Consider the following 20,467-nt stretch of genomic DNA (forward strand, 5'->3'; position numbering starts at 1 on the left):
CGTTTACTGGTTCTTTTCGATCCAGCGATTGACCTTCGCTTCCAGCAGCGACAGCGGCAGGGTGCCGTCTTCCAGCACGATCGCGTGGAATGTCGGCAGGCTGAATTTATCGCCCAACGCCGCTTCCGCGCGGCGCCGCAGTTCGGTGATCTTGAGCGCGCCGATCTTGTAACCGAGCGCCTGCCCCGGCCACACCATGTAACGCTCGGTCTCGCTTCTGGCCATCGACTCCGGATAGCCCAGCGTGTCGCGCATGTACTGGATCGACTGCTCGCGCGTCCAGCCCTTGGCGTGCATGCCGGTATCGACCACCAGCCGCACCGCGCGCAGCATTTCGTCGTTCAGGTGGCCGAAATAGTCCTCCGGCTTGTCGAACAGGCCCATCTCCTTGCCCAGGGTTTCGGCATACAGCGCCCAGCCTTCGGTGTAGGCCGTGTTGCCGCTGAACTTGCGGAATTTCGGCAGGTCCAGCTCCTGCAGCAGGGCGATGTGGAAGTGGTGGCCCGGCTGCCCTTCGTGCAGGAACAGGGTGACCATGCCGGTGCTGCCGTACTGGGTTGGATCGTTCACCACCGACCAGAACACGCCGGGCCGCGAGCCATCCATGGCCGGCGCGGTGTAGTGGTCGGACGCGGTGGCGCGCGACAGCTCCGGTTCCAGGCGCAGGTCCAGCGGCGCCTTCGGCATCAGGGTGAACAAGGCCGGCAGCTTGGTGCGCAGCAGCGCATCGAGCTTGCGGTACACGTCGATGACTTCCTGGTCGGTTTTGAACGGCTTGTATTTGGCCTGCTGCGACACCCATACCGGTAAACCCGCCGCCGGCCCGGTGTAGCCCATCTTCGGCCCCACCACGCCATACTCGCCCTGGATGCGCGCCACTTCGGCCACGCCGATCGCGTGGATTTGCTCCGGCGTGAGATTGGTGGTGGTGCGCACCGCCACGTTCTTTTCGTACCATTCCTTCCCTTCGGGCAGGGCGCTCCAGCCGGTGCTCTGGCGTGCCGCCGGCAGGTAGTCCTCCTCGATGAAGGTGGCCAGGCGCACCAGCGCCGGCGCCAGCCTGGCGTCGATCGCCTTGCGGTAGGCGGCCGTCAGCTGCGCTTTGTCGGCGGTCGAAAAACTGGCCGGCATGTTGCGGATCGGGGTGTAGTAAATGCTCTCTTCGGCCTTGGCGCTGACCAGCTTCTGGTACTGCGGCAGCATCGACACCACCGCCGCGCGCGGCAAGGTCACGTTCACGCGCATCCCTTCGCGCATGTTGGCGATGGCCTGGTCGATCCACGCTGGCAGTTGCGTCAGGCGGTTCAGGTACGCCTTGTACTGCTTCACCGTTTTCAGGGGCTGGGCGGCGTCGCCGCCGGCGTAGTTGGCGATGGTGACCGGCATGCCGTCCATCTGGTTCAGCGGCAGCATCAGTTCCGGCAGGTTGGAAAACGACAGCAGGCTGTTCAACTCGAATTCGAGCACGTCGTAGTTGGTCTGCGAGCGCAGGTCGAGCGCGCGCCGGTCCAGCGCGTGCAGGCGGTTCAGGAAGACGTTGTAGCGCGCGTTCTGGCGCGCCCGTTCTTTGGGGCCGATGCTCATGCCGATCTGGTCGTCGAAGCGGTTGTCGCCGCGTTCGGTCGCGTCGACCGGGTCGAAGCGCGCCACCGCTTCATAGTAGTCGGCGGCGAGCGTCTCGAGCTGCTTTTTGGCCTGGGCCGATACCACGCCCGATACCTTGCCGGCCGGCGGCGCGGCCAGCGCCGCGGCGGGTGCGAAGGTCAGGGCGAGCGCGGTCCACAGCGCGGTCTGGGCAAACATTTTATGCATAATAATTATCCGGTGAAAAATGAACGCGGCAATCAGGATACGCGATTTTTTGGTCGCATACGGCTGGCCGGGGGGCGATAGATTTGCCTGATCGGCAGCACGCGCACGAATGGGAATTTGTATTGTCGTCCTGGCGCGGGCGGGCGTATGATCGACGCCAGACACTGTCTCCCGCCGCGCCGGCAAACTGCAAGAATGCCGGCCGGACCAGGCAAGCCTGCTTCCTGCGCCGCGCGTCGCGCGCCAGTCTCGGGGCCTCTGCCATTCGAGCCGCTCTCCGCTTGTTGCGGGAGCGGCTTTGTTTTTTCAGCGCGCTCAGCGCGCCGCTGGCGCTTCCGTCAGCATGCCGCGCCGCTTGAACCAGATTTCGAGCGGAATCGTCACCAGCGGCGGCACCGCGGCCACCAGGGCGATCAAGGTCGCCCACCATGGCCAGCGCAGGCGCAATGCGGCCAGCACCGTCACCACCACATACACCATGAACGCGCCACCATGCACGGGGCCGAAGATTTTCACACCCAGGTCGGTGGTCTCGGTCGTATATTTGAGGAACATGCCGATCAACAGGCCGGTCCAGGTCAGGCCTTCGATCAGGCAGACGGCGACGAACAGCTTGCCGATGCCGGTGGGTTTGGTTGTGGTCATGCCAGCTCCGCGATGTTTGTAAGATGCGCGAAGCATAGACCACTCCGGTCCATGCGATCAAGCAAGTTTTTGTAGCGGCGCGATCCGGTAAACACAGCGCGTGGCGCCGGCCAGCACATGCTGCTCGCGCGTGACGGTCGCATCAAGCCCGGCGACTTCGGCGAACAGCTGCAGCTCGGAGCGGCAAAAACCCTGGCAGCTGCGCGCCGCCACGCAGATCGGGCAGTGGTCTTCGATCAGCAGCCAGCCCTGCGCGTCGGCCTCGACGCGCGCCATATAGCCTTCGTCGGTGCGTACCGCCGCCAGTTGCGCCAGGCGCTCCTGCACGGTGGCGCCATTGCAGACTTGCCGGTACAGCAGGCGCGCTTCGTTCTCGCGCTGGGCCACCAGTTTGTCGAGCCCCTCTTCGCCGAACAACTGGCGGATCGATCCGATCAGCTGCACCGTCATCTGCGCGTGCGTGTCCGGAAAGCGCCGGTTGCCGGCCTCGGTCAGCACCCAGTCCTGGCGCGGCCGCCCGACCCCGGCCGCATCCTGCTGGCGGCCCTCGATCAAACCGGCCGCGACCAGCTTCTGCACCTGCTGGCGCGCCGCTTCCGGGGTCATCTCCAGCATCTGCGCCAGGCGCGCGGTGGGGCTCGGCCCCTTCGACTTGATGAAGAACAGGATGCGCTCGGCGGGCTTGCCCTCGGCCGAGTTATCCAACGATTTGCTTGCGTAATTCACGGCTCCGCCTTATTATCCAAATGTTTTCTTGCATATTAAGCCAATCCCGAAGTCCTGTCGATCAAAGCACCATGTCCACTGCCATACCTGCCACCGCCTCCTGGGGCGCGCTGTTTTCCGGCCAAAACGGCCTGCTGGCCCTGGCCCTCACCGGGGGCGTGGCGCTGCACGCGATTAACGTCCACATCGTCACCACCGTGCTGCCGTCGGTGGTGCAGGATATCGGTGGCCTGGACTGGTACGCGTGGAACACCACCCTGTTCGTGGTGGCCTCGATCATCGGCGCGGCGCTGTCGGTGCGCCTGCTGGCCGGCGCCGGTCCGCGCGGCGCCTGCCTGGCGGCGCTCGGCATCTTCGCGCTCGGTTCGGCCGCCTGCGCCGGCGCACAATCCATGCCGTGGATGCTGGCCGGGCGCAGCGTGCAGGGCCTGGGCGGCGGCGCCCTGGCCGCCCTGAGCTACTCGCTGATTCGCGTGGTGTTCCCCGCGCCGCTGTGGCCACGCGCGGTAGCGCTGGTGTCGGGCATGTGGGGCGTGGCCACCTTGTGCGGGCCGGCCGTGGGCGGCCTGTTCGCCCAGTCCGGGCACTGGCGCTGGGCCTTCTGGACCCTGCTCCCGGTGGCCCTGCTGCAGGCCATGCTGGTGGCCGTGCGACTCGGTCCGGCAGCCGGCGCAGCCGTCAAGCCGGTGATTCCGGTGGCGCAGATCGCCTTGCTGGCCGCCTCCGTGCTGGCGGTGGCGGCGGGCGGCTTGTCGCGCGCGCTGGTCTGGCAGGGCGCCGGCGTGGCGGCCGGCATCGCGCTCGGTGTGGCGGCGATGATGGTCGAGCGCCGCTCCACGGTGCGCCTGCTGCCGTCCGGGACCTGCGAACTGGCCTCGCCGCTGGGCGCGGTGTACGCCAGCGTCGCCCTGCTCCTGGTCGGCACCACCACCGAAATCTACGTACCCTATTTTTTACAAACCCTGCACGGCTACACGCCGCTGGCCGCCGGCTACCTCACCGCCGCCATGGCGGCCGGCTGGAGCTTCAGTTCCATGCTCTCGTCCGGGCGCCAGGGTAACGCTGCCGTGGCGATGCTGCGGGCCGGGCCGCTGCTGGGCGCCGCCAGCCTGGTGGCGCTGGCGCTGCTGGTGCCGGCCGCCGGCGCCCTCGCGCCCGGCATGCTGATGCTGTTGTATGGCGCGGCGCTGGCCGCTGCCGGCGCCGGCGTGGGCCTCGGCTGGCCGCATCTGCTCACGCGCGTGCTGACCCTGGCGCCGGCGGGCGAGGGCGGTCTGGCCTCGGCGGCGATCACCACCGTGCAGTTGTACGGCATGGCGATCGGCGCGGCGGTGGCGGGACTGGTGGCCAATGCCGCCGGCCTGACCGAGCCGGGAGGCAAGGCCGGCGCGCAATCGGCGGCGCTGTGGCTGTTCGCCAGCTTCGCGCTGGCGCCCGCACTGGCGGCGCTGCTGGCGCGCCGTATCGCCCGCAAACAAGGAGCAGGCGCATGAGCGGTTCGACATCCATCTGGCTGTTCCAGTCGGTGCACGCGGTCGGGCTGTCGGCCTGGCTGTCGATCGCCGTCATCAATAACCTGCAAGCGTTTGCCGGTTCGGCCGGGGCGGTCGGGGCCACCATGTCGATGGCGCCATTGAGGCAGGCGCCGGAGATCGCAACGCCGCTGCTGGCGCGCGCCATCGCTTCGCCCTTGCTGGCGCGCGTTGCCATGTTGATCGTGCTGGCGCTGCAGATCGTCGCCGCCGGCGCTTGCTGGGCTGGCGCGTATGCGCTGGCGATCGGCGGCGACCTGCCGGGCGCCCGTCCCGCACTGAACCTGGCCATGAGCAGCTTTGCCGCCTTCCTGTTCGCGATGCATCTCGGCGGAATGTGGTTCGCCTACTGGATCCGGCAGGAGGGCCTGCAACTGACGCATATCGGTTTGCTGGTGTGGAGCGTGGCCGCCTTTTTGCTGTTTAACCTGCCGCTGGCATAGGGAGCGCGATGCGCGAACAACTCGAAAAACTGCTGGCGTCGGGGCGCGACAACGCGCTGCTGCGCTTCGGCCTGGGCAACGCCTGCCTCAAGGACGGCGACGCCGCCGCCGCCGCCCTGCATTTGCAGCAGGCGACGCAGCAAAACCCGGTTCATTCGGCCGCCTGGAAGCTGCTCGGCAAAGCCCTGCTGGCGCTGGGCCGCGCGGACGACGCCGAAGCCGCATGGAACAAAGGACTGGAGGTCGCCGTCAAGCAGGGCGACATCCAGTCCTCGCGCGAGATGACGGTGTTCCTCAAGCGCTTGCGGCGCTGAGGTTCATCCGCAACCCTATTTGTAGAAGCGCCAGCCCGGCTTGAAGTCGCGCGCGACCTTCTCGTTCTTCAGGCGCGCGCGTACCAGTTCGATCGGCAGCATGCCGCCGTCGAGAATGCGGTCGTGGTACTCCAGCAAGGTCATTTTGCCGCCGTCGACCAGTTCGCGTTTCAGTTCGCGCAGTTGCAGCGCGCCGACCATGTAGCCGGCCTGGTACAGCGGTGGATAGTCGCCGTTGAACGAACGCCGCACCTCGGCGCGCGCGTTGTCCGGCTCATGGCCGACGCGCTGTATCAACATCTCGACCGCCTGCTCGGGCGTGACTTTCCCCATGTGGAAGCCGAGCGAAAACAGGATGCGCGCGGCGCGGTGATTACGCCAGAACATCATGCCGATGCGGTCTTCCGGCGTGACCGCGAAATTGCGCTCGTAGAGCAGCATCTCCCAGTACACGGCCCAGCCTTCGACGTAGAAGGGCGAGTCGAACAGGCGGCGCTGCGGCTGGTAGCGCTCGGCCATGAACAGTTGCAGGTGGTGGCCGGGAATGAGTTCGTGCTGCACGGTCGCGCGCGAAAAATGCGGGTTGTTTCCGCGCATGGACATCATTTTCTGCTCGTGCGTCATGTCGGCCGTGGGGTAGGACACCAGGATCGTGTCGCCGCCCAAAAAGAAGGGGCTGATCAACTGGCTCTCGGGCGAGAGCATGTCCATGCGCCAGCTGCGGCGCGCCACTTCGGGCACCGTCACCAGCTTGTTGGCCGCCATGTAATCGATCGCTTCCTTGGCCAGGCGCCGCACCATGGCCGGCTGCTCGCCCGGCGCCACGTACATGGTTTTCACTTTTTCCATGGCCGCGTGCCAGTCGGTCCCGAACCCCATCTCGGCCGAGGCCTTGCGCAGTTCGGCCTCGCCCCAGGCCAGTTCCTTCTCGGCCAGCGCCATCAGTTCTTCCGGCGTGTACGGGATCATCTCGCGCTGCAGGGCGCTGAGCAGGCCATCGCGTCCGATCGGGTCGCCCGTCACATTGAGCAGCTTGGCCGAGGCCTTGCCGACCAGCCGTTCGTTCAGGCTGGCCGCGTACTCGCTCATGGCCTTGTCCAGGTCCGCGTAGGGCCGCTTGACCCACCAGGTCAGCTGCGGATCGTAGCCTTCGTAATAGCCGTACCAGGCTTTCAGGTCGCGCGCGGTGGTGGCCAGCACCTGCGCCGCGCGGTTGGCCACGTTGCGCGAGGCCATCGGTTTGCGCGCGTTGATGTCGGCTCCGGCCAGCAGCGTCTGGTGCGCCTTGCGCACCGCTACCAGCGCTTGCTGGAGAACCGCCGCGCTGGCCGCGCCGTCCTGCGCCTGCATCACGCGGCGCGCTTCGGCCATGTCGATCAGCGCTCGCGCGAACGGCACCAGGGGCTCGGCTTCGGTAAAGCGCTGGCGCTGGGCCGCCAGTTCGCGCAGCTCGAAATCGATCTGGTTGCGCATCATGACCACGTCGATGCGGTCTTCCACGCCGTAGCTGTCGAACGGCAGCGCGTCGAGCGCCGCGCGCCACTGCGTGAAGAATTCCTGCATCTGGCGCGCGCGCGCCGTGCCGTTGGCCACGGTGTAGAGTTTATCCAGACTGGCGTAATCGAGCTGGTAGCGCTGGATAAACGCCGGCATGGCCTGCTGTGCGATGGCGAAATGCGACAGCGGCGGCGTCAAGGGGGCTGACGTCAAGGACGCTGGCGTCCGGGCGGCGGCGTGCGTGGCCAGGCCGGCCGCGCCCAGCGCCGCCGCCAGCAGCAGGGAGCCGCGCATCAGTACGTGGCCAGCGCGGAAGGCACGCCGTTCTTGAAGGTATAGACAGTGACGGCCGACTGCTTCATGTTGCCCTTGTCGTCGTAGGCGTAGTTACCCACCACGCCCTTGTAGCTGCTGGCGCGCATGGCGCTGGCCACCACCGACGGATCGAGCGAATTGGCCGACTTCATGGCTTGCGCGATGAACATGGTCTGGTCGTAGAACGAGGCCGCATACACGTCCGGCGCCTGCTTGAAGCGCGCCTTGTAGCGGGCCTGGAAGGCCGGGCCGTCGGCCTGCTTTTCCAGGATCGCGCCGCCCTGCGCGCACAGCACATTCTCGCCGACGGCGTCGCCCCCGAGCTTGGCCATTTCGGGGCTGCACAGGGTGTCGCCGCCGAGCAGTTTCGCTTTCAGGCCCAGCGCGCGCATCTGGCGCGCCATCGGTGCGCCCTGGGGCGCGTAGCCGCCGAAGAAAATCGCGTCGACGTTCTTCGATTTGAGCTTGGTCAGGATGGCGGCGAAATCGGTCGCCTTGTCGGTCGTGAACTCGTGGCCCGCGACCACGATGCCGGAGGCCTTGGCCTGCTTGACGAATTCCATGGCGATGCCCTGGCCGAAGGCGGTGCGGTCGTCGATCACGCCAATGGTCTTGAGCTTGAGCTGTTTGGCCGCGTAGCCGGCCATCGAGGCGCCGAGCTGGGTGTCGCTGGCGACGATGCGGAACACGCCCTTGTAGCCGCTCTGCGTGACCTTGGGATTGGTGCCCACGGTGGACATCAGCGCGCCGGCGTCGTCGTACACGCGCGAGGCGGGAATGGCCACGCCGGAGTTGTAGGGGCCGAGCACGAAGCGCACGCCGGCGTCGACCAGTTTTTGCGCCACCACCACGCCGGCTTTCGGATCGCCCTGGTCATCTTCGGACTTGAGTTCGAACTTGATGGCCTTGCCGCCGATGCTGATTTTCCTGGCGTTCAGTTCCTCGAGCGCGAGGCGCACGCCGTTTTCGTTGTCCTTGCCGGCAAAGGCGTTGGCGCCCGAGAGCGGGCCGGTCACGCCGATCTTGACGACCTGCTCCTGCGCCAGCGCGGTCTGGGAAACCAGCAGCAGTGCCGCTGCGGCGAAGGGAATATGTTTACGGTTCGATGCCATGCGTTTGTCTCTCCTCTGGTCTGGACAGCGGCATCATCGCACGATTCGACTGATTTTTATATGCCGTTTTAAGCGGGCAGGCGCTTCGAAATCAGGTCGAGCGGCAGCGCCGTGGTGTACTTGATCTGCTCCATCGAAAACGCCGACGACACCCCGCTGATGTGCGCCGTCTTGATCAGCTTTTTGTAGAAGCGGTCGTAGCCGCCGATGTCGGTGGTGACCACCTTGAGCAGGTAATCGACGTCGCCGCTCATGCGGTGAAACTCCATGACTTCGGGCAGGGCGATGACGGCGGCGGCGAAGCGGGTCAGCCATTTTTCGTCGTGTTCGGTGGTGCGCACGCTCACAAACACAGTGACCGGCAGGCCCACCTTGTCGCGGTTGATGATGCTCACGCGGCTCTGGATATAGCCTTCTTCCTCCAGCCGCTTGACGCGCTTCCAGCACGGGGTGCTGGACAAACCGACCTTCTCGCTCAGGCCGGCGATCGACAGGGTGCCGTCGGCCTGCAAGGCCGCGAGGATGGCGCAATCATACTTATCGAGAGAACTCATTCTGCTTTCTGGTGAAATGTGAGATGAATATGCTAAACGAGTACGAATATGAGCAAACTTTGGCATATTTTCTCACGTTTTAGCCGATAACATATCACGCTAGAACGACATACCCATGACACACCCCTTCAGACGCCATGCATACCGAAATCTACCTTGACGCAAATGCCACATCGGCCGTCCACCCTGCCGCCCTCGCCGCCGCCGCCCAGGCCATGCGCGACTGCTACGGGAACCCCAGCAGCAGCCACGCCACCGGCCTGAAAGCGAAGGCCATGCTCGACGGCGTGCGCGCACTGGCGCGGCGCGTGGTCGGCGCGGGGCAGGGCAGGCTGACGTTTACCAGCGGCGCCACCGAAGGCATCCAGACCGCCGTGCTCTCCGCCTTGTGCGAGGTGCGCGCGCGCCGCGCCAGGGGCGAAGCGAGCGGCGACCTGCTGCTGTACGGCGCCACCGAACACAAGGCGGTGCCCGAGAGCCTGGCGCACTGGAATACGCTGCTCGGCACCGGCCTCGAACTGCGCGCGCTGCCGGTCGACGGCGACGGGCGCCACCGCCTGGACGTGCTGCGCGAACTGGCGCCGCGCGCCGCCTTCGTGTGCACCATGGCGGCCAACAACGAAAGCGGCGCCGTTTCCGACCTGGCCGCCATCGAAGCGGTATTGAATGAATGCGCACCGGACGCGCTGTGGATGGTCGACAGCGTGCAGGCGCTCGGCAAGCTGCCGCTCGACCTGGCCGCCACCCGCATCGACTATGCGCCCTTCTCGGGCCACAAGCTGTACGCGCCCAAGGGCATCGGCATGCTGTACGTGCGCGAGGGCGCGCCGTACACCGCCCTGATGATGGGCGGCGGGCAGGAATCGGCCCAGCGTTCCGGGACCGAGAACATGAGCGGCATCGCCGCGCTGGGCGCGGTGCTGGCGGCGCTGATTGAGGGCGCGAGCTTTCGCAGCCACGCGCAACTGGTGAACATGCGCGAACGCCTGGCTGCGGCCTTGCGCGAGGCGCTGCCCGGCATCGTGTTCAACGCGCCGTTCGATACCAGCCTGCCGACCACCCTCAATTTTTCGGTGCCCGGTCTCGCCGGCAAGGAACTGCTCGACTTGTTCGACGCCGCCGGCGTGCGCGTCAGCGCGGGGTCGGCCTGTTCGGCGGCCAAGGCCGCGCCCAGCTACGTGCTGGCGGCGATGGGCCTGGCGCCGTGGCGCTGCGCGGCCGCGGTGCGCATGTCGTTCGGGCCGATGGCCGACGACGCCTTCATCGACGCCGCCTGCGAACGCATCGCCCGCTGCGGCGCGGCCCTGCGCGCCAGCTGCCTGGTGCCGTCGGCCATGCCGGCGCAGGATGGCGACGGCGTGATTCAACTCGGCGTCGACGGCGTGATTCAACTCGGCGTCGACGGCGCCTGCACCTGGCTGCTGCTCGACGCCGCCAGCCGCACCTGCGCCATCGTCAATCCACTGGCGCCGCTGGCGGTGCGCATCAACGACTTCGTGCGCTGCCAGGGCTACCGCGTGCGCGCCGTGATCGACACCCATGGCGGCGGTGCCGGCCGCGCGGCCCTGGTGGCGGCGCTGGGCGGCCAGCTGGCCGGCGGCATCAGCCACGAAGCGCTGGGCTGGCCCGCGCTGGACGACCAGGTCACGCTCGATAACGGCCAGATCGCCAGTGCGCTGATGTTCGGCAGCCGCCTGCTGGCGCGGGTCGAACACGGCGTTGGTGCCAGCTACCTGTTCGGCGAACGCTCGGCCGCCGGGCTGGCCGCCGGCGACGTGCGCTTCGCCTTCACCGGTCCGGACGCCGATATCGACCAACTGGCGGAACTGGTGTCGCGCAAGACCATCGTGTGCCGGGCCAGCGATGCCGCAAGCCCGGCCTGCACCACCTTGATGGCGGAACGCGGCGGCGCCAGCGCGGCCGCCAACCCCTTGACGATGCAGCTCGAGGCGCATGGCCTCGAGCGCTTCTTCAACGACCATCCGGACGCGCTGCTGATCGACGTGCGCGAAGCCTACGAACACGCGGCCGCCGACACCAAGCAATGGCACGGCCATGCGGTCGACAGCGTGCCCTTGTCGCGCCTGGCCGACCGCCTCTCGGTCTGGTTGCGCGCCGAAGAGCGCCCGCTGGTGTTCTTCTGCCGCAGCGGCGCGCGCAGCATCAAGGCCGCGCAGTGTCTGCACCGCCTGGGCTATCGCAACGCCTGGCATGTGGCGGGCGGAGTGGCATTGGGCGCGATGCTGCCGCTGGCCGCGTAAAAGGTCGCATGGCTCGGTCACGGTGCAATGCCGTTGATCGAGTGCCCACCGTCTATTCGATGCGCACGGGATCTCCACTATTGGCGCTCGCCATCGTTTGATGCTCCCGGATTACAGGCATGATGGGAGACGCAATATTTTTGTTGGATTGCCGGCAAACTGCCCCAGCTGCCTCCGGCGGACAAGCCAGTAGTGTTCGCTGGCGCACAGTCTTGAACATACTATCGTTATAAGATTGCAACAGCCGTACGACCCGGTCGCAACTCGCTGTCCCGCAGCGTGTTGGCTACTTATGCCCACGCGAGGTCTCTGTTGAACCAAGAAAACACTAAATTAGCCGACACGCTCTACGCCTGGCGCAATGTCCATGACGGCGAACGCCATGCCGGCGACGACGTCCCCCTGCGCTCGGAACTGTTCAGTGCCGCTCAAATGGCGATGCACGGCAAGCATCTGGCCTCTACCCACAAGCTCAGCGAGCGCAGCGGGCCCGATCGCCTGCTCCCGCGCCTGACCGAAAACGCCGCCATCATCACCGACACGTGTTCGGAGCTGACCGCCGCCATCAAGGCGGGGCGACAGATTACGCCGGCCTCCGAATGGCTGCTCGATAATTTCTACCTGGTCGAAGAGCAGATCCGCATCGCCCGGCGCCACCTGCCGAAAGACTATTCCAAGGAGCTGCCGCGCCTGGCCAACGACGAAGCCGACGGCAATCCGCGCGTGTACCAGATCGCGCTGGAGATCATCTCGCACGGCGATGGCCGGGTCGATCCCGAAAGCCTGTCGCGTTTTGTGGACGCCTACCAGGAAGTCGCCACCCTCAAGCTCGGCGAACTGTGGGCCATTCCGATCATGCTGCGTCTCGCGCTGATCGAGAACCTGCGGCGCGTGGCCGCGCGCGTGTACGACAACCGCGCCCAGCGCGACCGCGCCAACACCTGGGCCGACCAGATGGCCGAAACGGCCGAAAAGAATCCGAGCGACCTGATTTTGCTGGTGGCCGACATGGCCCGTTCCGGCCAGCCGATGAACAGCGGTTTTGTGGCCGAACTGGCGCGCCGCCTGCAAGGGCAGAGCCCCGCGTTGACCCTGGCGCTGCAGTGGGTGACCACGCGCCTGGCCGACGCGGGTCTTACCATCGAACAGCAGATCCAGGCCGAAATCGGCCAGCAGGCCGCCGACCAGGTCTCGATCAGCAACAGCATCGGCAGCCTGCGCTTCCTCGGCACCATGGACTGGCAGGAGTTCGTCGAAACCATGAGCGCGGTCGAGCAGACCTTGCGCCAGGACCCGGCCGGCACCTACGGCAAGATGGAATTCGCCACGCGCGACAACTACCGCCACGTGATCGAAAAGCTGGCCAAGCGCAGCGACTTCACCGAAGTGCAGGTCGCGGAAACCGCGCTCGAACTGGCCACGGCCAACCGCTCGCCAGCGGCCGGCGGACTCGATGAACGCACGCGCCACATCGGCTACTACCTGATCGGCAGCGGCCAGGATCAACTCGAAAAGCGCCTGGCCGTGCGCAATCCGCCGATCGAAGCGCTGAACAAGAGCGGACGCGCTTCGCCCCTGTCGACCTATTTGGGCGGCATCGTGGTGCTCACCTTGCTGTTTACCGGCACCGCCATCATCCACGCCCGCGCCGACGGCGTCGACGACTGGATGCTGATCGTGCTGGGCATCCTGGCCCTGCTCGGATCGAGCCAGCTGGCGCTTGCGCTGGTCAACTTCATGGCGACCCAGCTCACGCGCCCGCACCCGCTGCCGCGCATGGACTTCAAGGAAGGCATTCCGACCGATGCGCGCTCGATGGTGGTGGTGCCGACGCTGTTGTACAGCCGCGACAACGTCGCCTCGCTGTGCGAAGCGCTGGAAGTGCGCTATCTGGCCAACCGCGATCCGAACCTGCGCTTTTGCCTGCTGACCGATTTTGTCGACGCGCCCAAGCAGCACATGCCGGGCGACGACGAGCTGGTCGAACAGGCCCGCGCCACCATCGACGAACTCAATGCCAAATACGGCTGCGATGTCGACGAGGAAGTCCTGGGACCCGACGGCGAGCCAACCATGGCGCGCTGCCACCTGCTGCCGTTCCTGCTGCTGCACCGCCCGCGCATGTGGAGCGCCAGCGAAAACGCCTGGATCGGCTTCGAACGCAAACGCGGCAAGCTGGCCGCGCTCAACGCCTTCCTGCGAGGCGGCGCGCGCGACCAGTTCTCGATGGTCGCCGGTTCCACCGACGGCCTGGCCAACGTGCGCTACGTGATCACGCTCGACACCGACACCCAGCTGCCGCGCGACGCCGCGCGCCAGTTCATCGCCACCATGGCGCACCCGCTCAACCGCCCGACCCTCGACAAGGATGGCCGCCGCGTGGTCGAAGGCTACGGCATCCTGCAACCGCGCGTGGCCGCTGCGCTGCCGGGCGACACCGCCTCGCGCTACGAGCACCTGTGCGGCGGCGAACCGGGCATCGACCCGTATACCCGCACCGTCTCCGACGTCTACCAGGACGTGTTCTACGAAGGCTCGTTCGTCGGCAAGGGCATCTACGATGTCGACACCTTCGAAACAGTGCTCGGCAACCGCCTGCCCGACAACCAGATTCTCAGCCACGACCTGCTGGAAGGATGCTACGTGCGCGCCGGCCTGCTGAGCGACGCCCAGCTGTACGAAGAATACCCGGCGCGCTACAGCGACGACGTGAGCCGGCGCCACCGCTGGATCCGCGGCGACTGGCAGCTGGCCGGCTGGCTGCTGCCGCGCGTGCCGGGCGCGAACGGCAAGCGCGAGGCGAATCCTTTGAGCGCGCTGTCGCGCTGGAAGCTGTTCGACAACCTGCGCCGCAGCCTGATCGCCACCACCCTGACGGCCTTGCTGATCTTCAGCTGGGCGTTGATGCCTACCCCGCTGTTCTGGACCCTGGGCGTGCTGTCGGTGATCTTCCTGCCGACCTTCTTCAGCGCCATGTTCGACATCATCGAAAAACCGCACGACGTGCTGTGGGAGCAGCACCTGGCGACCGCCTTCAAGAGCGCGCGCCTGATGTTCGGCCACTCGGCGCTGCAACTGGCCTTCCTGCCGTACGAAGCGTACTTCAGCCTCGACGCCATCGTGCGCGCCTCGTGGCGCATGCTGGTCACGCGCCGCCGCCTGCTGGAATGGCGTCCATCGAGCCTGAACCGCTCCAGCACCGACATGGAGAGCAACTGGAGAAGCATGTGGATTTCGCCGCTGCTGGCCGTGGCCACCGCGCTGATGCTGGCGTACTTCCAGCGCGCCGCGCTGCCGGTCGCCGCACCCGTACTGCTGCTGTGGTTCTTCGCGCCGGTCGTGGCCTGGTGGATCAGCCTTCCGCAAGAACGCGCCGCGACCGCCCTGTCGTCGCCGCAAACCATGTTCCTCGAAACGCTGGCGCGCAAGACCTGGAGCTTCTTCGAGACCTACGTCACGGCGGAAGACAACTGGCTCGCGCCCGACAACATGCAGGAGCACCCGGTCAAGGTGGTTGCGCACCGCACCTCGCCGACCAATATCGGCATGGCGCTGCTGGCCAACCTGACCGCCTGGGACTTCGGCTTCATTACCACCGGGCGCCTGCTCAAGCGCACCCGCGACACGCTCAACACCATGGCGCGCATGGAGCGCTACCACGGTCACTTCTATAACTGGTACGACACGCTGACCCTCAATCCGCTGCATCCGATGTACGTGTCGGCGGTCGACAGCGGCAACCTGGCCGGCCACCTGCTCACGCTGGCGCCGGGGTTGACCGCCTTGGCCGACCAGCCGATCGTCGGCAAGCAGACGCTCGACGGCATTTCCATCACCCTCAACGTGGTGCAGGAACACGCCGGCGAAGCGGGACCGGCCGTCAAGGCGGCGATCGACGCCATGCGCAGCCATTTGTCGGCCGACCGCGTGCGCGAAACCGAAAGCCTGCCGGGCATGGTGGCCGAACTGGGGCGCCTGTCCAGCTGCGCCGACGCCATTCTGGCCGCGATGCATCCGGTCGGTGAGCCGGCCCTGCAAGGCTGGGCCGACAAGCTCGCCGACCAATGCCACAGCGCGCGCGACGAACTGCTGCAATTCGCGCCGTGGATGCGCTCGGCCCAGGAATACGTGGTCGACACCAGCCTGACCCGCATTCCGACCCTGCGCGAGCTGGCCAATTTTGCCCTGACCGGCAGTGCCAGCACCGACCTGGCACCGAGCGAGCGCGAACGCCAGCAAACCCTGACCGACCTGGTGGCAGAGGGCAGCACCCGCGCCGCCCAGCGTATCGAAGACATCAACCGCATGGCGTTTGAAGCGCGCGAGTTCGCGAACATGGACTTCCGCTTCATGTACAACAGCACAACCAACCTGCTGGCGATCGGCTACAACGTCTCCGACCGCCGCCTGGACGCGGCCTGCTACGACTTGCTGGCGTCCGAAGTGCGCCTGTGCAGCTTCGTCGGCATCGCCCAGGGCCAGTTCCCGCAAGAGCACTGGTTCGCGCTGGGCCGCCAGCTGTGCATCATCGGCAACGAGCAACTGCTGCTGTCGTGGAGCGGCTCGATGTTCGAGTACCTGATGCCGCTGCTGGTCATGCCGACCTACCAGAATACTTTGCTCGACCAGACCTACCGTTCGGTCGTCAACGCGCAGATCGAATACGGCAAACAGCGCGACGTGCCGTGGGGGATTTCCGAATCCGGCTACAACACCGTCGACGCCAGCCTCAATTACCAGTACCGTGCCTTCGGCGTGCCGGGTACGGGCATGAAACGCGGCCTGGCCGACGACCTTGTCATCGCGCCGTACGCAACCATGATGAGCCTGATGGTCCATCCGGATGCGGCGGTCGAAAACCTGCAGCGCATGGCCGACCTGGGCTTCATGGGCAAGCATGGCTTCTACGAAGCGATCGACTACACCGCTGCGCGCCTGCCGCGCGGCCAGACCTTTGCCGTGATCCGCTCCTTCATGGCGCACCATCAGGGCATGGGTTTCCTCGCGCTCAGCTACCTCCTGCACGACCGTCCGATGCAGCGCCGTTTCGAGTCCGACCCGCTGTTCCAGGCCACCATGCTGGTGCTGCAGGAGCGCGTGCCGCGCGCCGGCGCGTTTTACTCCAACACCGCCGAACTGGCCGCCATGCGCGCCCCGGCGCAGGAAGTATCGACCGCCGCCACCCGCATCATCGCCCAGACCACCACGGTGCAGCCGGAAGTGCAGCTGCTCTCGAATGGCCGCTACCATGTGATGGTCACCAGCGCCGGCGGCAGCTACAGCCGCTGGAAAGACCTGGCCGTGACGCGCTGGCGCGAAGATGGCACCTCCGACAACTGGGGTAACTTCTGCTACGTGCGCGATGTGGACAGCGGCCATTTCTGGTCGACCGCCTACCAGCCGACCCTGGTCGAGCCGCAATCGTATGAAGTCATCTTCTCGGAAGGGCGCGCCGAATTCCGCCGCCACGACCGGGGCCTGGACCTGTACACCGAAATCGTGGTCTCGCCGGAAGACGACATCGAGATGCGGCGTACCCGCATCACCAACAAGTCGAACGTCAAGCGCACCATCGAGTTCACCAGCTACGCCGAAGTGGTCATGGCGCCGGCCGCCGCCGACAATGCGCACCCGGCATTCAGCAAACTGTTCGTGCAGACCGAAATCCTGCGCAACGAGAATGCGATCCTGTGCACCCGCCGTCCGCGCGCCAAGGACGAGCAGATGCCATGGATGTTCAACCTGATGACGGTGCACGACGGCGCGCTGCTGGACGTGTCTTTCGAGACCAGCCGCAGCGAATTCCTCGGCCGCGCCAACAGCACGGTGGCCCCGCGCGCCATGCTCGAACCCCAGCCGCTGGGCGGCAGCGAAGGCTCGGTGCTCGATCCGGTAGTCGCGATCCGCTACAAGGTCACGCTCGAACCCGACCAGATGGTGGTGCTCGATGTCGTGACCGGCATGACCGACACGCGCGAACAAGCGGTGCACCTGATCGACAAATACCAGGACCGCCATCTGGCCGACCGCGTGTTCGAACTGGCATGGACCCACAGCCAGGTCGTGCTGCGTCAATTGAACGCCACCGAATCGGACGCGCAGCTTTACAGCCGCCTGGCCAGCACGGTGATCTATCCGAATGCCTCGCTGCGCGCCGACGCCGGCATCCTGATCCGCAACCAGCGCGGCCAGTCGGGCCTGTGGGCGTATGCCATTTCGGGCGACCTGCCGATCGTACTGATGCAGATCAAGGACCCGGCCAACATCGACCTGGCGCGCCAGATGGTGCAGGCGCACGCCTACTGGCGCCTCAAGGGGCTGGTGGTCGACCTGGTCATCTGGTACGAAGACCAGTCGGGTTACCGCCAGCTGCTGCACGACCAGATCATGGGCCTGATCGCTTCCGGCATCGACGCGCAGGCGATCGACCGTCCGGGCGGCATCTTCGTGCGCCTGCTCGACCAGATCGCGCAGGAAGACCGGGTGCTGATGCAGTCGGTGGCGCGCGCCATCATTTCGGACAGCAGCGGCACCTTGGCCGACCAGGTCAAGCGCGCCACCCCGGTGGCGCCGAAACTGCCGCTGCTGGCGGTCGAATCGCGCAACGAGGAATACCAGCCAAGGGCCGATATTCCAGTGGTCACGCGCGACCTGATCCTGCACAACGGGCTGGGCGGCTTCAGCGCCGACGGCACCGAATACGTCATCCGCACCGATGCGCAGAACCGCACCCCGGCGCCGTGGGTCAACGTGCTGGCCAACCCGAACTTCGGCAGCGTTGTGTCGGAGAGCGGCCAGGCTTACACCTGGAGCGAAAACGCGCACGAATTCCGCCTCACGCCGTGGGCCAACGACCCGGTGTCGGACAGCAGCGGCGAGACCTTCTATATCCGCGACGAGCAGACCGGCCGCTTCTGGTCGCCGACCGCGCTGCCGGTGCGCGCCGCCGGTGAATACATCACGCGCCACGGCTTCGGCTACAGCGTGTTCGAGCACAGCGAAGAGGGCATTCGCACCGAACTGTCCACCTTCGTCGCGCTCGACGCCTCGATCAAGTACTCGGTCATCAAGATCCGCAACGACAGCACCGTGACGCGCCGCCTGTCGGCCACCGGCTACGTGGAGTGGGTGCTGGGCGACCTGCGCGCCAAGTCGGCGATGCACGTCACCACCGAGCAGGATCCGATGAGCGGCGCGATCTTTGCGCGCAATGCCTACAACACCGAGTTCACGGGCCGCGTGGGATTCTTCCACGTCGACGCGCAGCAAAAGTCGTTCACCGCCGACCGTAACGAATTCATCGGCCGCAACCGCACCCTGGCCAGTCCAGCGGCGATGGGACGCGCGCGCCTGTCCGGCAAGATCGGCGCCGCGCTCGATCCGTGCGCCGCGCTGCAGGTGATGGTGGAACTGCAACCGGGCCAGGAACGCGAGCTGGTGTTCATGCTCGGTGTCGGTGGCCGCCGCAATGCGGACGCCAGCGGGCTGGTACAGAAATACAGCGGCAGCGCCGCCGCCGCGGCCTCGCTGGCGATGGTGCGCAAGCACTGGGACCACACGCTCGGCGCGATCCAGGTGCAAACCCCGGATCCATCGATGGACGTGATCGCCAACGGCTGGCTGATGTACCAGACCATCGCCTGCCGCCTGTGGGCGCGCAGCGGCTACTACCAGTCCGGCGGCGCCTTCGGCTTCCGCGACCAGCTGCAGGATGCGATGTCGATGATCCACACCGAACCGCACCTGCTGCGCGAGCACCTGCTCATGTGCGCCGCCCACCAGTTCGTGGAAGGCGACGTGCAGCACTGGTGGCATCCGCCATCGGACCGCGGCGTGCGCACGCACTGTTCGGACGACTATCTGTGGCTGCCGCTGGCGGCGCACCGCTACGTCATCGGCACGGGCGACCGCAGCGTGCTGACCGAACCGGCGCCATTCCTCGAAGGGCGCCCGCTCAAGCAGGAGGAAGAGTCCTACTACGACATGCCGGGGCGTTCGAGCCAGACCGGCGACCTGTACGAGCACTGCGTGCGGGCCATCAAGCGCGGCCTGCGCTTCGGCGAACATGGCTTGCCGCTGATCGGCACCTGCGACTGGAACGACGGCATGGACCGGGTCGGCAACGAAGGCAAGGGCGAGAGCGTGTGGCTGGCCTTCTTCCTGTACGAAGTGCTGCAGCGCTTCTCGGAAGTGGCGGTGGTGTACGGCGACCACGCGTTTGCCGACACCTGCAAAACCGAGGCTGCCACGCTGGCGGCCAACGTCGAAGCGCACGCGTGGGACGGCAAGTGGTACCGCCGCGCCTACTTCGACGACGGCACGCCGCTCGGATCGCACACCAACGACGAATGCCAGATCGATTCGATCTCGCAGAGCTGGGGCGTGATTTCGGGCGCGGCCAATCCGGAGCGCACGGCGTCGGCCATGAAGGCGGTCGACGAGCGCCTGGTGCGGCGCGACTACGGCCTGGTGCAGCTGCTCGATCCGCCGTTCGACGACGGCGTGCTCAATCCCGGCTACATCCGCGGCTACGTGCCGGGTGTGCGCGAAAACGGCGGGCAGTACACGCACGCCGCGATCTGGACCGCGATGGCGTTCGCCAAGATGGGCGACACCGAGCGCGCCTGGGAGCTGCTGCGCATGATCAATCCGGTGCAGCATGGCAGTACGCCGGAGAGCGCGGCCCTGTACAAGGTCGAGCCATACGTGGTGGCGGCCGACGTGTACGCGGTCTCGCCGCACATCGGCCGTGGCGGGTGGAGCTGGTACACCGGTTCGTCGGGCTGGATGTATCGCCTGATCGTCGAATCGCTGCTGGGCGTGAGCCTGGCTGGCGACAAGCTGACCATGACGCCGCACCTGCCAGGCGACTGGCCTGGTTTCAAGCTGCAGTACCGCTATCGCGAGACGGTGTATGCGATTTCGGTGCAGGCCGGCGAGTTCGATGCGATGACGGTCGACGGCGTGGCGCAGGAAGTGAATGTGATTCAGATGGTCGATGACGGCCGTCCGCACACGGTGCAATTGCAGGTGCGCCGCCAGGGCTAAGCCGCGCTTCAAAAAACCGCCGTGGGGGGGGGGGGGGGGGGGGGGGGGCGGGGGGGGGGGCGGCGGGGGGGGGGGGGGGGGGGGGGGGGGGGGGGGGGGGGGGGGGGGGGGGGGGTTGCGGTTGACGTGGAAGTTGAAGTTGCGGCTATGGGGTTCTCACCTGACTGACTGGCAGAGCGCGGCCGCAAGCGACGCAGGAGCGCGCGAC

11 protein-coding genes are annotated in these 20,467 nt (G+C 66.6%); 5 read left to right on the forward strand and 6 right to left on the reverse strand.

Features of this window, described 5'->3' with window-relative positions; translation table 11 throughout:
* Positions 1–3: 3 nt before the first annotated feature.
* The 3 genes from F2P45_RS24305 to F2P45_RS24315 all read right to left on the reverse strand — a co-directional run bounded on the left by F2P45_RS24305 (position 4) and on the right by F2P45_RS24315 (position 3,183).
* Positions 4–1,812, reverse strand: a complete 1,809-nt coding sequence (locus F2P45_RS24305; RefSeq protein WP_166880687.1) for a DUF885 domain-containing protein — start codon at positions 1,810–1,812, stop codon at positions 4–6.
* 315 nt (positions 1,813–2,127) lie between these two features.
* The gene (locus F2P45_RS24310; RefSeq protein WP_166880689.1) at positions 2,128–2,457 is read right to left on the reverse strand and encodes a DUF3817 domain-containing protein; all 330 of its coding nucleotides are present in this window, start codon (positions 2,455–2,457) and stop codon (positions 2,128–2,130) included.
* Positions 2,458–2,514: 57 nt separating this feature from the next.
* Positions 2,515–3,183, reverse strand: a complete 669-nt coding sequence (locus F2P45_RS24315; protein WP_166880690.1) for a helix-turn-helix transcriptional regulator — start codon at positions 3,181–3,183, stop codon at positions 2,515–2,517.
* A gap of 71 nt (positions 3,184–3,254) precedes the next feature.
* Between F2P45_RS24315 and F2P45_RS24320 the strand changes: the two genes are divergently transcribed.
* The 3 genes from F2P45_RS24320 to F2P45_RS24330 are packed head-to-tail and all read left to right on the forward strand — an operon-like array spanning position 3,255 to position 5,472.
* Positions 3,255–4,676 (forward strand): MFS transporter, encoded by a 1,422-nt coding sequence (locus F2P45_RS24320; protein ID WP_166880692.1) that lies wholly within the window; start codon positions 3,255–3,257, stop codon positions 4,674–4,676.
* Positions 4,673–5,158, forward strand: coding sequence for a DUF2165 family protein (locus F2P45_RS24325; protein ID WP_166880694.1), 486 nt, complete (start codon positions 4,673–4,675; stop codon positions 5,156–5,158). Before F2P45_RS24320 ends, F2P45_RS24325 begins: the two co-directional genes overlap by 4 nt.
* A gap of 8 nt (positions 5,159–5,166) precedes the next feature.
* A complete protein-coding gene (locus F2P45_RS24330; protein WP_187367219.1) occupies positions 5,167–5,472 on the forward strand; it encodes a tetratricopeptide repeat protein in 306 nt (101 codons plus the stop codon).
* 15 nt (positions 5,473–5,487) lie between these two features.
* Here F2P45_RS24330 and F2P45_RS24335 read toward each other — a convergent pair whose 3' ends face one another.
* The 3 genes from F2P45_RS24335 to F2P45_RS24345 all read right to left on the reverse strand — a co-directional run bounded on the left by F2P45_RS24335 (position 5,488) and on the right by F2P45_RS24345 (position 8,950).
* The gene (locus F2P45_RS24335) at positions 5,488–7,263 is read right to left on the reverse strand and encodes a DUF885 family protein (protein ID WP_166880696.1); all 1,776 of its coding nucleotides are present in this window, start codon (positions 7,261–7,263) and stop codon (positions 5,488–5,490) included.
* On the reverse strand, positions 7,263–8,396 hold the full coding sequence (locus F2P45_RS24340) for a branched-chain amino acid ABC transporter substrate-binding protein (RefSeq protein ID WP_166880697.1): 1,134 nt from the start codon (positions 8,394–8,396) through the stop codon (positions 7,263–7,265). The genes F2P45_RS24335 and F2P45_RS24340 overlap by 1 nt, the downstream gene beginning before the upstream one ends.
* 68 nt (positions 8,397–8,464) lie before the next feature.
* Positions 8,465–8,950, reverse strand: coding sequence for an Lrp/AsnC family transcriptional regulator (locus tag F2P45_RS24345; protein WP_166880699.1), 486 nt, complete (start codon positions 8,948–8,950; stop codon positions 8,465–8,467).
* Between the two features lie 137 nt (positions 8,951–9,087).
* On the opposite strand from F2P45_RS24345, the gene F2P45_RS24350 reads away from it, so the two are divergent.
* Both F2P45_RS24350 and F2P45_RS24355 read left to right on the forward strand, forming a co-directional pair.
* Positions 9,088–11,211: an aminotransferase class V-fold PLP-dependent enzyme gene (locus tag F2P45_RS24350; RefSeq protein ID WP_166880701.1), complete on the forward strand. Its 2,124-nt coding sequence runs from the start codon at positions 9,088–9,090 to the stop codon at positions 11,209–11,211.
* A gap of 312 nt (positions 11,212–11,523) precedes the next feature.
* Positions 11,524–20,259, forward strand: coding sequence for a GH36-type glycosyl hydrolase domain-containing protein (locus F2P45_RS24355; protein WP_308613743.1), 8,736 nt, complete (start codon positions 11,524–11,526; stop codon positions 20,257–20,259).
* Positions 20,260–20,467: the final 208 nt, after the last annotated feature.

The organism is Massilia mucilaginosa (genome assembly GCF_011682145.1).
In the GTDB taxonomy this organism is placed as follows: Bacteria; Pseudomonadota; Gammaproteobacteria; order Burkholderiales; family Burkholderiaceae_D; genus Telluria_A; species Telluria_A mucilaginosa.

Bases quoted from the DNA above. Each gene is read 5' to 3' on its own strand.
- F2P45_RS24330 (WP_187367219.1), top strand. From the start codon at position 5,167: ATGCGCGAACAACTCGAAAAACTGCTGGCGTCGGGGCGCGACAACGCG.
- F2P45_RS24345 (WP_166880699.1), bottom strand. From the start codon at position 8,950: ATGAGTTCTCTCGATAAGTATGATTGCGCCATCCTCGCGGCCTTGCAG.
- F2P45_RS24320 (WP_166880692.1), top strand. From the start codon at position 3,255: ATGTCCACTGCCATACCTGCCACCGCCTCCTGGGGCGCGCTGTTTTCC.
- F2P45_RS24340 (WP_166880697.1), bottom strand. From the start codon at position 8,396: ATGGCATCGAACCGTAAACATATTCCCTTCGCCGCAGCGGCACTGCTG.
- F2P45_RS24350 (WP_166880701.1), top strand. From the start codon at position 9,088: ATGCATACCGAAATCTACCTTGACGCAAATGCCACATCGGCCGTCCAC.
- F2P45_RS24310 (WP_166880689.1), bottom strand. From the start codon at position 2,457: ATGACCACAACCAAACCCACCGGCATCGGCAAGCTGTTCGTCGCCGTC.
- F2P45_RS24325 (WP_166880694.1), top strand. From the start codon at position 4,673: ATGAGCGGTTCGACATCCATCTGGCTGTTCCAGTCGGTGCACGCGGTC.
- F2P45_RS24335 (WP_166880696.1), bottom strand. From the start codon at position 7,263: ATGCGCGGCTCCCTGCTGCTGGCGGCGGCGCTGGGCGCGGCCGGCCTG.
- F2P45_RS24305 (WP_166880687.1), bottom strand. From the start codon at position 1,812: ATGCATAAAATGTTTGCCCAGACCGCGCTGTGGACCGCGCTCGCCCTG.